The organism is Alcanivorax sp. DG881 (assembly GCF_000155615.1).
Taxonomy (GTDB): Bacteria; Pseudomonadota; Gammaproteobacteria; order Pseudomonadales; family Alcanivoracaceae; genus Alcanivorax.
This window is the reverse complement of sequence record NZ_DS989915.1, coordinates 2,960,280-2,975,925: the sequence shown is the minus strand read 5'-3', so window position 1 is coordinate 2,975,925 and position 15,646 is coordinate 2,960,280. Positions and strand designations below refer to the sequence as shown.

Sequence of the window (15,646 nt, the reverse complement as noted above, 5' to 3'; positions counted from 1 at the left end):
GCCTGCTTCCCGCAGCAACGGCAGGATATGGATGCTGTCCTGATCACCCAGCTCCACCTCGACTTCCGGCACATTATCCGGGATATCGCCCAGCGCAATCTGGTTGCCTGCCGATTTGGGCGCCGCCTGGGCCGCCTGAGCCCCATGGAACCGCTCGACCATCTCCAGCGCAAAGGCTTTTTTGGCCTCCTGGGGCGAGCCCAGTGTATCGGCCTGCGCCTTCAGCTCCGCAATGCGCTCATTAGAGCAGGCACTGAGCAGTTCATAATAGCGCCAGGTGAGGCTGTCGGGAAGCGAGAGCAGTTTGCGGTACATTTCCCCCGGCGCATCATTGACCCCCACATAGTTGCCCAACGACTTGGACATCTTCTGCACGCCGTCCAACCCTTCCAGGATAGGCATGGTCAGACAGATCTGCGGCGCCTGGCCATAGGACTTCTGCAGCGTACGCCCCATCAGCAGGTTGAACTTCTGATCGGTCCCGCCCAGCTCCACATCCGCCTCCAACGCCACGGAGTCGTAGCCCTGCACCAGCGGGTAAAGGAATTCGTGGATGGCGATGGGCTGATTACCCTTGTAGCGCTTGTCGAAATCATCACGCTCCAGCATCCGCGCCACCGTGTACTGGCCTGCCAGCTTGATCATGCCGGCCGCGCCAACCTCGTTCATCCAGCTGGAGTTGAAGGCGACCCGGGTCTTGCTCTCATCGAGAATCTTGAAGACCTGCTCTTTGTAGGTCTCCGCGTTGCGCAACACATCCTCGCGACTCAACGGCGGGCGAGTCGTACTCTTGCCCGTGGGATCGCCGATCATCCCGGTGAAATCGCCAATCAGGAAGATCACCTCATGCCCCAGCTCCTGAAACTGGCGCAGCTTGTTGATCAATACCGTATGCCCCAGGTGCAGATCCGGGGCAGTGGGGTCAAAGCCCGCCTTCACCCGTAACGGCCGGCCCGATGCCAGTTTTTCCCGCAGTTCCTCTTCCTGGATGATCTCATCCGCCCCGCGGGTAATAAGTGCCAGTTGCTGATCCACCGTGGCCATGCCTACCTCTATTTCCAGACCCATTAATGAAAGCGCGCCATTGTAGCACTTGAACGCGGCCAGAGAAGGCGGGTATCTTTGCAGGTCAGTTTTTCGCTGTGCCCCGCGGGCGCGCCAGTCTCTATTTACCCAACCAGGCCCTCACAGACTTTTCATGAAACAACTTATCTCTGCTGCCGGCAGGCTGGTGCGCCAGTTCCCACGCACCCATTTACTGCTGAGCATGGTATTGCTGGGCGGCGTCATCCTGATCGCCTTTCGCCCGGACAGCACCGAAACCGCCCCGGAACGCGTTCAGGCCATCAGTCTGCCGGAACGCACAGCACCCGCACCAAAACCGCAAACCACCAGCAAACCCGCACCGGCCACACCGCAATGGCAAACGCTGACCGTGCAATCCGGGGACAGCCTGTCCTCATTACTGCACCCCCTAGGCATTGGCGCCGGGCAAATCGATGCCCTGCTCAAAGGTGACGACAAGCTGAAGCGGCTCACCCGCTTGCGCCCCGGGGAAGCGCTGGAAGTCATTGTTAGCGACAGCGGCTCCCTCACCAACGTGCGCTACCACCCTTCGAAAGTTGAAACCCTCACCGCACGGCTGACGGGCGGCGGCTGGAATGTGCGCCTGAGCCAACGGGAATACCAGAAGCAGACCCGCTTCGCCCAAGCCGACATCACCGGCTCCCTGTTCCTGGCCGGGGCCGCAGCTGGCATCACCGACCGGCTCACCATGCAGCTGGCCAACCTGTTTGCCTGGGATGTGGATTTTGCCCTCGACATTCGCAAAGGTGACCGCTTCCGCATTCTCTATGAAGAACTCTATCTGGATGGGGAGAAAGTCGGCGAAGGCGACATCCTGATGGCCGAATTCTGGAACCAGGGCCGTCATCTCACCGCCTTCCGCTACGAAACCCTGTCTGGCGACGTGGAGTACCTGAACATCAAGGGCGACTCCATGCGCAAGGAATTCATCCGCACCCCAGTGGCCTTTGCCCGCATCAGCTCGCGCTTCAACCTGAGCCGCAAACACCCCGTGCTCAACCGGATCCGCGCGCACAAGGGCACAGACTACGCAGCTCCATCCGGCACCCCCATCAAGGCTGCGGGCGATGGCAAGGTCATTTTCGCCGGAGTGAAAGGCGGCTACGGCAACGTCATCATCCTTAAGCACGGCCAGATCTATACCACGCTGTATGCCCACATGCGCAGCTTTGCCAAGGGCATTCGGGTCGGCAAACGGGTCAAACAAAGCCAGACCATTGGCTATGTGGGTTCGTCCGGTCTGGCCACCGGGCCACACCTGCATTATGAATTTCGCATCAACGGCGTACACCGCAACCCGCAGACCGTGCCGCTACCGAAGGCCCGCGGCATCAACGACAACGAGAGAGCGGAGTTCCTGATTGCTGCCAACCGGCTGAAGGCACAAATGACCCTGTTCTCCGAAGCCTCAACACTGGCCAGCAGCGATGTCTTCTAAGACCGGGCCATCCCTGTTTATCGGCCTGATGACCGGCACCAGTGTGGACGGCATTGATGCCGTCCTCGCCCGCATTGGCGACGACCATTTCACCCTGCTCAGCACCTTGAGCCAGCCGATCCCGGCCCCGCTTCGCGATGATATTCTGGCCCTGTGCCAGCCCGGCAGTAACGAGATCGACCGGGCCGGGCGTGTCAGCCAGCAACTGGCCGCTGAATACGCCACTACCTGTGAGGCCCTGCTCGCACAGGCCAGCCTGACACCGGCCCAGGTTCGCGCCATTGGCTGCCACGGCCAGACCGTTCGCCACCGCCCTCAAGCACCCGGCTTTAGCGTTCAACTGGGCTGCCCGGACACCCTGGCGGTGCAGAGCAGGATTCCCGTGGTCAGCAATTTCCGCAACAAGGACATGGCCCTGGGCGGGCAAGGCGCCCCGCTGGTGCCCCCCTTTCACCGGCAGCTTTTCGCCCGGGCAGACCAGCGCATTGCCGTCGCGAACATCGGCGGCATGGCCAATGTAACCTTGCTGGATAACGGCCAGCTCACCGGCGGTTTTGATACCGGCCCGGGCAACGTGTTGATGGACAGCTGGATCCAACAGCACCGCCAGCAAGCCTACGACCGCAATGGTGACTGGGCCGCCAGCGCCCGCCCCGACAATGCGCTGCTTGCCACCCTGCTGGATGACCCGTATTTCCATCAGCCGCCCCCGAAAAGCACCGGGCGGGAGCGTTTCAGCCGTGACTGGCTCAACGCACAACTGGCGAACCACTCACTCCCTGAGGACGTCGTCCAGGCAACGCTGGCAGAGCTCACCGCCCATTCAATCAGCGATGCACTTAACAACTTCCAGCCCGATCATGTGCTGATCTGCGGCGGAGGCGCCCACAACCAACACCTGCTGGAACGCCTTCAGGCACTACTCGGCGCCCCTGTCTCCAGCACCGCTGAGCACGGGCTGGACCCGGACTGGGTGGAAGCCGCCGCATTTGCCTGGCTAGCCTGGGCGCGCATGGAAGAGAGGACGGGCAATGCGCCGGTGGTCACCGGGGCATCAAGGGAGGCGGTATTGGGGCAGATCACCCTGCCGTAGGAGCGTCGCTGGCGGCGCGATTCCAACTTTTGGCTCAAGGCATTTTCACCACAGAGGGCACGGAACTCACTGAGACAATCCTGTCTCTCCCTGCGGTGAAATGAAAGTGTTCGCTGTGTCCCGAGTTATCGCGCCGCAAGCGACGCCCCTACCGCAAGGGCAGTCAAACCAGCCACAGCCCAATCATGGCGCAGCTGAAACCCAGGGTGGCACCGGCGAGAATATCCGACGGGTAGTGAACCCCCAGCAGCACCCGGGACAAACCCACCATCACCGCCAACCCCAGTGCCAACGCCATTACCGGCGGGTAGAACACGCACAACAAGGTGGCCATCACAAAGGCGGCTGCGGTGTGCCCGGACGGAAAGCTGAAGCGGTCCGCCGGTTGAATAAACGCTGACAGACTTTCCAGGGCATCCGCCGGCCGGGGGCGCTTGATCAGGTGCTTGAGCAGCACAAACAAGGGCACCTCCAAGGCATAGGCCGCCATGGCAGTCAGGGCAAACTCGCTACCCCCTTGTCGATCCATCCACCAGATGAACAGCGTCAGCGCCACATAAAAGGGGCCATCGCCAAGGCGGGAGATCATCCGCGCCATACGAGCGCGGCGGGCTGCTTGCGGCTGCTGTAGCAACCAGCACATGGCCCGGGTGTCCGCGGCGGTCATTCGCTGAAATGTCGGTTTTGTCGTCATCATGGGTTCAGTGTCTACCCGAAAAGCGACGAAATGTTGATCAAACGGTGAAGGTTTTGTGACAACAAGAGACGCACCACGCTTCACGCCGCCCTTCGGGCGCACGCTAAAACCAAGAAGGCGCCATAGGCGCCTTCGTACTGCTCATGCGTGGTGCGTGTTTGCGTGGTGCGTGCTGCGTTCTCAGACCGAGAAGGACGAGCCGCAGCCGCAGGTAGTGGCCGCATTGGGGTTGCTGACCACGAAACGCGAGCCCATCAGGCCCTTTTCGTAATCCACCTGGGAGCCATCCAGGTACTGAATGCTCATGGCGTCCACCAGCAAGGTGACACCCTCTTTCTCCACCGAGGTATCGTCTTCATTCACCGCTTCATCGAACGTGAAGCCATAGGAGAACCCCGCACACCCGCCGCCGGTGATATACACACGCAGCTTGAGGTTCGGGTTTCCTTCGTCGTCACGCAGCTCTTTGACTTTGGTGGCGGCGGCATCGGTGAATGAAATTGGCGCTGACTCGCTCATACTCTCGCTATTGGCTGACATCTGGGCAGTAGAAAACCCGCCCCGGCACTAAACGCCCGAGCGGGTTGATCATGTTCCAGTACCCGACTAAAACAGTCAAGAATTATCCGCGGGCACCTTCCGCCTTCCCGGGCGCATCGTTGCTTGCTGCGTCCTTGCCGGCGGACTCCGGCTTGGCCGTTTTGCCAGCATCCGGCGCGGGCAGATTACGGCGCTCGTCATCCAGGCGGACCAGTTTGCCATTCACCCGCGCGCCCATGACCATTTCGATCATCCGGTAGTACACGTTGCCTTCCACGGACGCCTTCTCCGCCAGCTCCAGGTTCTCGGTGGCGTGCACATCCCCTTCCACGCGACCATTAATCACCACCTGGGCGACCTGGATTTCGCCTTTCACCACACCGCTTTCGCCAATCACCAGGCGACCGCCATCCTTGCCCACGCTGACATTGCCTTCCACGGTGCCCTGAATATGCAGGCCTCCGGAAAATTCGATATCACCACGAACGGTTGCGCTGGGCGCGATCAGGGTATGGTTACGGTAATCCTGGGACGATGCCCCTGTAGTCACTGCGGTTTTCTTGTCTCGGCCTAGCACACGTCTCTCCTACTGCCATTTTATGGTTTTCTGTGTCTGGTAACGGTTTCTGCCGCCGCTCTCAGCATCCACATCTACCGCTTGTACCACCACCCCTTCGGGCACCTTAAAGCGGCCATTCAGCTCCTGAAAGTAACGAAACCGGAAGCGCGTTTCACTCCCGTCTTCAAGCCAGCTACTGCCATTGAGCTCAAACGCTTCCCCGTCTTTCTCGCCATGCAGGTGCAAGCTGATATCCCCGGACAGGTAACCACGGTTGTCACCGGACTGTACCAGCACCACCCGGTAACGGTATTCGTCAGTCTCGTTGTCCTGCTGCACCGTCATTTTTTCGATCTGCAGGCCACCCTCGGTGCCAGCCGGTGCCATCACATTCTTGTAGAACAGTACCGCTTCTTCCAGCTCGGCCACCTGGTCCTGCAACGCCTTGATCTCCTGGCGCACCTCTTCACGTGCCTCCAGGGTCAGTTCGGAATCCGCTCTGAACACCGCCAGCTCATTACGCGCAGTCTCCAGCTCTGCATCCAGGGTCTTGACCTCACCACGCAGTCGGCGATTGGATTCCGAGGCATCCAGAGCACCGCCAGCACCCAACCAGCCGCCCAGCAAAAACAGCAACACCGCGATGACAAGCGCAACCGACACCCACAGCCGCCGCTGCTTCTTCTGCTGAGACGGGCTGATCGGCATCAGCATCACATCATCGATACCGGCCCGGCTTTTCGGTTTCTTCGCCATGGTTATGGCGCCAACGGAACCACTGCCAGCCCCGCCCCCTCATCCAGCCCAAACATGATATTCATGGCCTGCACGGCCTGGCCGGAAGCCCCTTTTACCAGGTTATCAATCACCGACAGCACCACAATCACGTTCTCTCCCCGCGGTTGATGCAGAGCCAGCCGACAGATATTGGCTCCCTTCACGAAACGGGTTTCCGGGTGGCTGCCCAGCGGCATCACATCCACAAAGGGCTCATCGGCATAACGGGCCTCGAACGCCGCCTGAATATCTTCCAGTGGCGGCGCCGATTCAGTGAGCTGACCGTAGAGAGTGGCATGAATACCACGGATCATCGGGATAAGATGTGGAACAAATGTAGCGCTTACCGGACCACCAGCGATATCCGCCAGCCCCTGCTCGATCTCCGGCAAATGCCGGTGACCGCTGGCGCCATAGGCCTTGTAGCTCTCACCCGCCTCCGCCAGCAACATGGGCACCTTGGCGCCTTTGCCGCCACCGCTGGCGCCACTGGCCGCGTTGGCGATCAGCTGATCGGGCTTGATCCAGCCCTTTTCCAGCAACGGCAAATAGCCCAGCTGGATCGAGGTGGGATAACAACCGGCGCAGGCCACCAGCCGAGCGTCACGAATCGCCGCCCGATTCACTTCCGGCAGGCCATATACCGCATCCGCCAGCAACTCCGGGCAGGCATGGGGCTCGCCATACCATTCGCTCCAGAGTTCATGATCGCGCAGCCGGAAATCCGCTGACAGGTCCACCACCCGCACGCCGGCGTCCATCAGCTCAGGCATCATCCGCATGGCCACGTTATGGGGCGTCGCAAAGAACACCACGTCACAGGCCGCCAGCCGCTTCACATCCGGCTCACTGAAAACCAGGTCCGTACGGCCACGCAGGGACGGAAACAGGTCAGCCACCGCCACACCCGCTTCGCCACGAGAGGTAATCACATCCAGTTCAGCATGGGGGTGGTTAACCAACAGGCGTAATAATTCGACCCCGGTATACCCGGTACCGCCGACCACACCTACTTTCAGCGGTGCACTGGCTGGTGCTGGCTGAGAAGACATATCCCACTCCTGAACTGCATTAATAAAAGGAAGCCCTGCATGATAGGGTCGCCATCGATCAGCGGCAAGAAAGTGCCGCCCATAACGGCCTGAAAACCGACTTGCCCACCCGGATGACGGTCAACCCGGCAGTTGCCGTTCCGACTCTTTCTCTCCATCCGCCGACTCGGTTTTTTCATTGCCTCGTTCCGCCGGCTTGTCCTGGGGCTTTTCCAGCGCCATACCCTGACCATCAGAAAGGCGGTCAGCCAGGGAGTCATACAGGGGGCGAGCCCAGACGACCTTGGCCACCGCTGCGGACAGTAGTGCACCCGCCATCAGCGGCAGCAGGATATCGTGGCGGTTGCCGGTCAGCTCCATCACGATCACGAAGGACGTGATCGGCCGCTGTATCACCCCGGCCAGAAACGCCGCCATGGCCACCAGAGTCAGGCCCACCAGCGACGAGCCTGGAAAGAAACCACCAACCACGTTACCAATACCCGCCCCTGCCGCCAGGCTGGGGGAGAACAGACCACCGGGAATGCCGGTAAAATAAGACACCAGGGTGGCTGACATCTTGGCCAGCGCGAAGGTCCAGTTACCCGGCTGCTCACCACTCAGCAGGGTAGATGCCTGCTCATAACCACTGCCGTAGGTGGCCCCGCCCGTAATCAGCCCCAGAAACACCAACACCAGCGCGCACAGCACCACCACACGGTATGGGTGCTCCTTGGCGTAGGGCGAAAGAAATTGGCTGCCCTTGATCAGCAACCGGCTAAAAAAGCCGCCCAGCAGACCACACACCAGCGCCGTCACACCAATCGCTGCCCAGTCCCGGGTGATGTCCAGCGCCCCGTCCGGGTGCCCAAAAAAACTGTAGTGCCCCATTATCATTAGCACCACCACACCGGAAAGAATGATGGCCATGATCAGGGTACCGCTGGTGCGCTGCTCAAATGAGCCGGACAGCTCTTCGATGGCAAAGACAATCCCTGCCAGGGGCGCATTGAACGCCGCCGACACCCCTGCCGCGCCGCCCGCCACAATCAGGGAATTATCCACGTATTTCTGGTTAAGCCGCCCCACCCGGCCCACCGAATACATCATCGCCGCGCCCATGTGCACACTGGGGCCCTCGCGGCCAATACTGGCCCCGCACAGCAACCCCAGGCAGGTGAGCACAAACTTGCTGAGAATAACGCGCAAGGACAGGAAAGCAGGGCGCAACCAGTGGTAACGCTGCTTCAGCACCACCAACACCTGAGGAATACCACTGCCCTGGGACTCGGTACCCAGCTGGCGCATCAACCAGACAATTACCACCATACCCACCGGGGTTATTAGCACCGGCAAGTATGGAGACTGGGCATGGATTTGCGTGAAAGTGTGGGACGCCAGTTCTGCCACCCAGGCAAACGCCACCACCAGCAGCCCCACCATGATGGCGCCAGACCAGAACACCGCGCGCAATTTCCAGTCCTGCCAGGAACCCAGCTGCCGACGGCTCAGCCGCCGGGTGCGAAACAGGTAGTAACGCATCAGACGACTATGGCGTGGCCGCTTATTCACAGCGCTCCTTTACTTAGACAGCAGCAAGTGGACCGGAAAGAATACAGGTAAGTCTGTATAGTGTACGCCCACTGGAAACATCTCTCCAATGTCGCCACCCATAACAAGGGACAGCCCCCATGCAGTTTGCGCTCGATTACTTTCTCTGGATCAAGGCCTTCCACTTGATCGCCGTGATTTGCTGGTTTGCCGGCATTTTCTACCTGCCACGCCTGTTCGTGTATCACGCCATGGCAGAGGATCAACCCAGCCGCGAACGCTTCAAGATCATGGAACGCAAACTCTACCGGGGCATCATGAACCCCAGCATGATTGTCACCGTAGTCCTTGGCATGTGGATGTTCATGGCAAACATGGAAGCCTACAAAGGCAACGGCTGGATGCACGCCAAACTGGCGCTGGTGTTCCTGCTGATTGGCTACCACCACGTCTGCCTGTCCTACATGAAGAAGTTCGCCGCCGACGCCAACACCAAAAGCGACAAGTTCTACCGCATCTTTAACGAGATTCCGGTTTTTCTACTGATCGCCATTGTGATATTGGTTGTGGTGAAACCTTTCTGAGACACGCCATAAGCTGGGCGCCACACAGCAAGCGGCGTCCGGCACCAGGCATTTAGCATCAGGCCCTCCAATGAAACCGAACATTCTCGTCATCGCCGGTCACGACCCCTCCGGGGGCGCCGGCATCCATGCCGACATTGAAGCCATTCAGGCCCTGGGCGGCTTCGCTTCCACCCTGATCACCGGCCTCACCGTACAGAACAGCCAGAACGTGCGCGGCTTCCGGCTCACTGACATCGATTTGCTGCAACAGCAGGCCGACGCCCTGCTGGACGACATGGATTATCAGGCCATCAAGATCGGCATGACCGGTTCGCTTGCCATCCTCGAGTTCATTACCCGGCTGCTCAAACGGCTGCCCGGTGTCCCGGTGATTCTCGATCCGGTACTGGCCGCCGAAGCCGGCGGCAGCCTGGCGCAGGAATCTCTCGCCGAAGCCATGCTCGAAAAACTGGCGCCACTGTGCGACGTGATGACCCCCAACCTGCCAGAAGCCCAGGCCCTGAGCGGGCAAACAACCGTCACCGACTGCGGCCGAACCCTGGTCCAGCGCAGCGGCTGCGCCACCCTGGTCACCGGCACCCACGACGACACCGATCAGGTCATCAACCACCTGTTCACCACCGTTGGCGAAGAACAATGGCGCTGGGACCGGTTGCCGCACAGCTATCACGGCTCCGGCTGCACCCTGGCCTCGTCCATCGCCTGCCTGCGCGGTCGCGGCCAGTCACTGGACAGCGCTGTCGCCAATGGCCAGGCCCACGTGGACCGCTTTCTGCGCGGCGCCTTCCAGCCCGGGCAAGGCCAATACGTGCCCAACCGCCAGGCCTGAGCGCCCCATGTCCCCCCACCGTCACCACCGCCCCCTCCGCCTTCACGGCCTCTACGCGATCACCGACCCGGCACTCACCCCGGACGAGCGCCTGTTGCCCGCCGCCGAAGCCGCCCTGCGCGGCGGCGCCCGGCTGCTGCAATACCGGGACAAGACCGCCAGCCCGGCTCAACGCGAATACCGGGCCGCCCAGCTACGCGCCTTGTGCCATCAGTATGGCACCCTGTTTATCGTCAATGATGACCCGGCCCTGGCCGCCCGCGTGGATGCCGATGGCGTGCACATCGGCCAGAGCGACGGCGGCATCAAGGCGGCCCGCGATCAGCTGGGCGACTCGCGGATTATCGGCGTCACCTGCCACGGCGATCTGGCATTGGCCGGGCAAGCTGCCGAAGCCGGCGCCGATTACCTGGCCATGGGCCGCTTCTTCACCTCGCAGACCAAACCCCAGGCGCCGCCGGCCTCACTGGCGGTGCTACGCCAGGCCTGCCAGCAGTTTCATCAACCCGTGGTAGCCATCGGCGGAGTGAATCCGGATAATGCGCCGCAACTGATCGACGCTGGCGCCGTGTCTGTGGCGGTCATTCATGCCCTGTTCGGGCACACCGACACGGCCTCCATCGAAGCCGCAGCACGCCGCTTCAGCGCCTGTTTCCCGGCCACCGCCGGACAGGCCATCCCAGAATAGATTCAACAGAGGACACACCATGAGCCGCAAGCACTCTGAACAGCTTTTCCGTCAGGCCCAGAAACACATTCCCGGCGGTGTGAATTCCCCGGTGCGGGCGTTCAAAAGCGTCGGCGGCACACCGGTGTTCTTCCATTCCGCCCGTGGCGCGTACCTGTTCGACGAAGACGACAATCAATACATCGATTACGTGGGCTCCTGGGGCCCCATGATCCTGGGCCATAACCACCCCCACGTGGTGGCCGCCGTGCAGGCGGCCGTACAGGAAGGGCTGAGCTTCGGCGCCCCCACCGCCACGGAAGTGGCCATGGCCGACAAGGTCTGCGAACTGGTGCCCTCCATGGACATGGTACGCATGGTCAACTCCGGCACAGAAGCCACCATGAGCGCCATCCGCCTGGCCCGCGGCTACACCGGCCGCAACAAGATCATCAAGTTTGAAGGTTGCTACCACGGGCACGTGGACAGCCTGCTGGTGAAAGCCGGCTCCGGCGCCATCGCCATTCCCGGCTCCCCCGGCGTACCGGAAGCCGTCACCGCGGACACCCTGGTGCTGAACTACAACGATGCCGCCAGCGTCACCCAGGCTTTCGAAGAACACGGCGACGACATCGCCGCCATCATCGTGGAGCCGGTGGCCGGCAACATGAACTGTGTCCCCGCCACCGAGAATTTCCTGCAGACCCTGCGCCAGCAGTGTGACAACAACGGCGCGGTGCTGATTTTCGATGAAGTCATGAGTGGTTTCCGGGTAGCGCTGGGCGGCGCCCAGGGCCATTACGGCATCACCCCGGACATGACCACCCTGGGCAAGATTGTCGGGGGCGGCATGCCGGTGGGCGCCTTTGGCGGCAAGCAGGCCATCATGGAGCATCTGGCACCGCTGGGGCCGGTCTACCAGGCGGGCACCCTGTCCGGTAACCCGGTGGCCATGGCTGCAGGCCTGGCGACGCTGAACCTGATCAGCGAGCCCGGTTTCCACGACGCGCTGACGGAAAAAACCACCCGCCTGCTGGAAGGCCTGACGGCCGCTGCCCATGCGCAAGGGGTGTCATTCACCACCGCACAGGCCGGCGCCATGTTCGGGCTGTTCTTCACCGACCAGAACCGTATCAGCAGCTTTGCGGAAGTGATGGCCTGCGACAGCGAGCGCTTCAACCGCTTCTTCCACGCCATGCTGGACCAGGGTATCTACCTGGCGCCCAGCGCGTTCGAAGCGGGCTTCGTGTCTGCGGCGCACAGCGACGACGATATCGAAGCAACCATCGCGGCGGCCCGCAAGGCGTTTGCGAAGATCTGAAAAAACAGGTTCGAGTTGCGAGCAGCGAGTTTCGAAAATCAAAAGCGGAAAACCACATTGTTTAAAGGTTTTCGCAACTCGTAACTCGCTTCTCGTTACTCCTTACTGCTTTTATCGCGGACTATCTCGGCCGGTTTTCCCCCGGTCAGCTTCAGCAAATCCTGCGGCGCCATGGCGATTTCCAGCCCGCGCCGGCCGGCACTCATGTAGATAATTTCGTGGGATTCCGCGCTGCCATCCAGATATAGCGGCAACCGTTTCTTCTGCCCCAGCGGGCTAATACCGCCCAGCACATAGCCGGTTAATCGTTGCGCCTTGTCCGCCGGACACATCTGCGCCTTCTTGCCACCGTGGGCACGGGCCAGATATTTCAGGTCCAGCTGATGGGCCACCGGCACCATGGCCACCACCGGCACGTCATCCACCAGCGCCATCAGCGTCTTGAACACCTGCTCCACTGGCAGACCCAAGGCCTCCGCCGCTTCCAACCCGTAGCTTTGCGCTTTCGGGTCGTGTTCGTAGCTATGCAGCGTAAACGCTACCTTGCCGCGCTTGGCCGCCTGCACCGCCGGTGTCATGCCTTGCGCGACTCCGGGTCACGCAGCGTCGCCGCCCGTTCGCGAGCCGCCTTCGCTCCGGCGGCATCGCCTTGCCGGTCCCGCGCGGTGGCCACCAATTCCCACAAACCGGCCTGATACTCCGGGTGGTCCGGCGCCAGACGCAGCGCTTTCAGGGCAAAGCCTTCCGCACCACGGGCGTCACCTTCAGTCAGGCGCAGGTCCGCCAGCTGCTTGTACAGCCAGGAGGAATCCGGGGCAATATTCAGCGCCCGCTCCAGATACCGTTCCGCCCGGGAATTATCCCCCTGCTGGCGCGCCTGCTCGGCACTGGTCAACAGACTCAGCGCCGGAGAGCCGTCCAATTCCTGGCTGGCCGTCATCGGTTCCTGCGGCTCGTCGACCACGGGTTTCACCGCACACCCCACCATAACGGCACTGATGAGCACCAATCGAACCAACCTTTGCATAAATAACATCCTGACCCCTATTTCCTTGATCGCAGGTTGAATTGAGCGGGCCACCGCAAACCGCATGGCGCTTAATCAAACAGGCCCTTGAACCACCCTTTGATGCCCTTGCCGGTTTGTTTCACTGTGCCACAACCATCGCTGTCTTCGGGAATCGACGCGGCCAGCATGGGGTAGCGGCGGGCATTGCCACAACCTTCTGCACTCACACGACGGCCGTCTTCATTCATCCATACCCATTCCACGCTGGGCGGCGGGTTTTGTGACAAGCTGCGCTGCGGCAGCTTGCCCATCAAGTTCGCCCACACCGGCAGGGCACCGCTGGAGCCGGTAATCCCCGCGTTTTTGTTGTCGTCACGGCCCACCCAGACCACCGCCAAATGATTGGCCGAGAAGCCGGCAAACCAGGCATCGCGGAAATCATCACTGGTACCGGTCTTGCCGGCCACTTTCAGGTCCGACGGTAATGCAGCGCGGGCGGCACGGGCGGTGCCTTCTTCCACGACCTGCTGCATGGCCCACTGGGTCAAGAAAGCCGGCCCGGCCTCCACCACTTCGTCGGTGCTCACCGGGTAACGGGCCAGCGGCTTGCCGTCCTTGTCCAGCACATCGGTAATAGAGCGCAGCCGGGTACTGAAGCCACCGGTGGCCAGCGGCTGATACATCATCGCCACTTCAAACGGGGTCAATTCCAGGCTCCCCAACAGAATACTCGGGTACAGCGGGATATTGCGGGTCACCCCCAGGGTCTTCATGGTGTCGGCCACCTTGTCCAGCCCCACATCCAGCCCCAGCCGCGCGGTGGCCTGGTTACGGGACAGGGCCAGCACATCCACCATGGGCATGGCGCCCTTGGCTTTCTTGTCGAAATTCTGGGGCGCCCACACGCTGCCATTGGGCAGCTTCACCTGAATCGGGCCGTCTTCCACCAAAGAGGCCAACGAGTAGGTTTCCGGTTGCTCAACCGCCGACAAGATCACCGCCGGCTTGGCCAGGGAGCCCATGGGTCGCTGAGCATCCAGTGCCCGGTTGAAACCCGCTTGGCGCGAGTCCCGGTTACTCACCAGCGCCAATACATCGCCTTGGGCCGGCGCCACCACAACCACGGCACCATTGAGTTTTTTCACCTGTTTCGGGTCGCGATGATCCAGATGCTCTTTCAGCGCCCCTTCCGAGGCCAGTTGCGCCAGCACATCCAGAGTGGAGTGAATATGCAGCCCTTCATCGCTGAGCACTTCCGGCGGGTAATCCCGCGCCAGCTGGCGGCGTACCAGGTCAATAAACGCCGGGAACGCATACAGCGCCGAGGCTCCGCGGGGCACCACTTCCAGCGGCCGGGCGCTGAACGTGTCGTAGTCCGCGCTGGACAAGGCACCTTCGTCACGGGCCACTTTCAATACGGTATTGCGACGCTCCATGGCCCGCTCCGGGCGGCGGCGCGGGTCGTACCAGCTGGGGCCTTTCAGCAGGGCCACCAGCGTCGCCAGCTGATGGGGCTCCAGCTCTTCCAGCGGTCGGCCGAACAGGAACTGCGCCCCCAGGCCCATGCCATGAATGGCGCGGGCGCCGTCCTGGCCGAGATAGACCTCATTCAGATAGGCCTCAAGAATCTGGTCCTTGCTGTAATGCAGCTCCAGCAGCAAGGCCATGGGCATTTCCATCAGCTTGCGCGACAGGGTCCGGTCGGAGCTGAGCCAGAAGTTTTTCACCAGCTGCTGGGTCAGGGTACTGCCGCCCTGCACCAGGCCGCCGGCCTTGATATTGGCCAGCATAGCGCGGCTCAGGCCGCGCAGGGAAATGCCATGGTGGTCGTAGAAACTGCGGTCTTCGGTGGCGATCAGCATGTCCACCAGCAACGGCGGCACTTTATCCAGCGGCACCAGCACCCGGTCCTCGGCGTGCTGGGGGTGGATGCTGCCGATCTGCAATGGCTCCAGGCGCGCCAGACGATCGCCGCCGGCTTCCAGGCTGCGAATCTGCCCCCCGGACAGGGACAGCCGGATACGCTCGGACTGCTCGCCGCCGTCGCTGTCATTGAAACCCCGGGTATGGATCAGCAGGGAATTGCCCTGCACCGCAAAACTGCCCGGCGTACTGGCCCGCGCATCACGCCGGTAGCGCATCAGGTCCAGCAGCTTGAGCATGTCATCGCGGGACAACACCCGGCCTTCATACAACTCCACCGGCCGGGCATAGACCCGTGCCGGCAGCTGCCAGGCATGGGAATCAAACCGCTCGCGCACCAGCGCATCCAGGTACGCCATGCCGGCGGCCCCGAGCACCAGGCACACCAGCCCAACCTTGGCAATAAATGACCAACTGAACCAGCGCCGGCGCTGGGCGGAGGGCTTCTTTTTTCTACTGGGTTGCCGCCGCGACTTTGCGGGGGACTTTTTCGCTTTTTTCGCCATGGGCCGGAGTATAGAGAAAAGTGTGGGTACTT

At 61.6% G+C, this 15,646-nt stretch carries 16 protein-coding genes; 6 read left to right on the top strand and 10 right to left on the bottom strand.

Annotated features, from left to right (window positions below; genetic code table 11):
• A partial coding sequence (tyrS, locus tag ADG881_RS13420) for a tyrosine--tRNA ligase (RefSeq protein WP_039926796.1) occupies positions 1-1,044 on the bottom strand: 1,044 nt, incomplete at its 3' end.
• Between the two features lie 154 nt (positions 1,045-1,198).
• Here tyrS and ADG881_RS13415 point away from each other — a divergent pair.
• Together ADG881_RS13415 and ADG881_RS13410 are read left to right on the top strand one after the other, a co-directional pair.
• Positions 1,199-2,524, top strand: coding sequence for a peptidoglycan DD-metalloendopeptidase family protein (locus ADG881_RS13415; protein WP_007150429.1), 1,326 nt, complete (start codon positions 1,199-1,201; stop codon positions 2,522-2,524).
• Complete coding sequence (locus ADG881_RS13410) at positions 2,514-3,617, top strand: anhydro-N-acetylmuramic acid kinase (RefSeq protein WP_007151196.1); 1,104 nt, start codon at positions 2,514-2,516, stop codon at positions 3,615-3,617. The genes ADG881_RS13415 and ADG881_RS13410 overlap by 11 nt, the downstream gene beginning before the upstream one ends.
• 163 nt (positions 3,618-3,780) lie before the next feature.
• On the opposite strand, the gene ADG881_RS13405 is transcribed toward ADG881_RS13410, so the two are convergent.
• From ADG881_RS13405 to ADG881_RS13380, 6 genes are all read right to left on the bottom strand, one after another.
• Positions 3,781-4,314, bottom strand: coding sequence for a phosphatase PAP2 family protein (locus ADG881_RS13405; RefSeq protein WP_155133210.1), 534 nt, complete (start codon positions 4,312-4,314; stop codon positions 3,781-3,783).
• Between the two features lie 180 nt (positions 4,315-4,494).
• Entirely contained in the window at positions 4,495-4,854 is a 360-nt protein-coding gene (erpA, locus tag ADG881_RS13400; protein ID WP_039926795.1) for an iron-sulfur cluster insertion protein ErpA, read from the bottom strand.
• A gap of 82 nt (positions 4,855-4,936) precedes the next feature.
• The gene (locus ADG881_RS13395) at positions 4,937-5,431 is read right to left on the bottom strand and encodes a polymer-forming cytoskeletal protein (RefSeq protein ID WP_039926794.1); all 495 of its coding nucleotides are present in this window, start codon (positions 5,429-5,431) and stop codon (positions 4,937-4,939) included.
• 9 nt (positions 5,432-5,440) lie between these two features.
• Entirely contained in the window at positions 5,441-6,169 is a 729-nt protein-coding gene (locus ADG881_RS13390; RefSeq protein ID WP_007149687.1) for a DUF6776 family protein, read from the bottom strand.
• A 2-nt stretch (positions 6,170-6,171) separates the two neighbouring features.
• Complete coding sequence (gene argC, locus ADG881_RS13385; protein ID WP_007149102.1) at positions 6,172-7,242, bottom strand: N-acetyl-gamma-glutamyl-phosphate reductase; 1,071 nt, start codon at positions 7,240-7,242, stop codon at positions 6,172-6,174.
• Positions 7,243-7,362: 120 nt separating this feature from the next.
• The gene (locus tag ADG881_RS13380; protein ID WP_050760167.1) at positions 7,363-8,793 is read right to left on the bottom strand and encodes a chloride channel protein; all 1,431 of its coding nucleotides are present in this window, start codon (positions 8,791-8,793) and stop codon (positions 7,363-7,365) included.
• Between the two features lie 119 nt (positions 8,794-8,912).
• Between ADG881_RS13380 and hemJ the strand changes: the two genes are divergently transcribed.
• The 4 genes from hemJ (at position 8,913) to hemL (ending at position 12,176) form a co-directional block, all read left to right on the top strand.
• Positions 8,913-9,356: a protoporphyrinogen oxidase HemJ gene (gene hemJ, locus ADG881_RS13375; RefSeq protein ID WP_007151205.1), complete on the top strand. Its 444-nt coding sequence runs from the start codon at positions 8,913-8,915 to the stop codon at positions 9,354-9,356.
• Positions 9,357-9,426: 70 nt separating this feature from the next.
• A complete protein-coding gene (locus ADG881_RS13370; RefSeq protein ID WP_007148463.1) occupies positions 9,427-10,188 on the top strand; it encodes a hydroxymethylpyrimidine/phosphomethylpyrimidine kinase in 762 nt (253 codons plus the stop codon).
• Positions 10,189-10,195: 7 nt separating this feature from the next.
• Positions 10,196-10,876: a thiamine phosphate synthase gene (gene thiE, locus ADG881_RS13365; RefSeq protein ID WP_007150544.1), complete on the top strand. Its 681-nt coding sequence runs from the start codon at positions 10,196-10,198 to the stop codon at positions 10,874-10,876.
• 19 nt (positions 10,877-10,895) lie between these two features.
• Complete coding sequence (gene hemL, locus ADG881_RS13360) at positions 10,896-12,176, top strand: glutamate-1-semialdehyde 2,1-aminomutase (RefSeq protein WP_007150376.1); 1,281 nt, start codon at positions 10,896-10,898, stop codon at positions 12,174-12,176.
• Positions 12,177-12,271: 95 nt separating this feature from the next.
• Here hemL and ybaK read toward each other — a convergent pair whose 3' ends face one another.
• From ybaK to mrcB, 3 genes are all read right to left on the bottom strand, one after another.
• Positions 12,272-12,754, bottom strand: a complete 483-nt coding sequence (gene ybaK, locus ADG881_RS13355; RefSeq protein ID WP_007150310.1) for a Cys-tRNA(Pro) deacylase — start codon at positions 12,752-12,754, stop codon at positions 12,272-12,274.
• Positions 12,751-13,203, bottom strand: coding sequence for a tetratricopeptide repeat protein (locus tag ADG881_RS13350; RefSeq protein WP_232211730.1), 453 nt, complete (start codon positions 13,201-13,203; stop codon positions 12,751-12,753). Before ADG881_RS13350 ends, ybaK begins: the two co-directional genes overlap by 4 nt.
• A gap of 71 nt (positions 13,204-13,274) precedes the next feature.
• Positions 13,275-15,614 (bottom strand): penicillin-binding protein 1B, encoded by a 2,340-nt coding sequence (gene mrcB, locus ADG881_RS13345; protein ID WP_007149503.1) that lies wholly within the window; start codon positions 15,612-15,614, stop codon positions 13,275-13,277.
• Between the last annotated feature and the right edge of the window lie 32 nt (positions 15,615-15,646).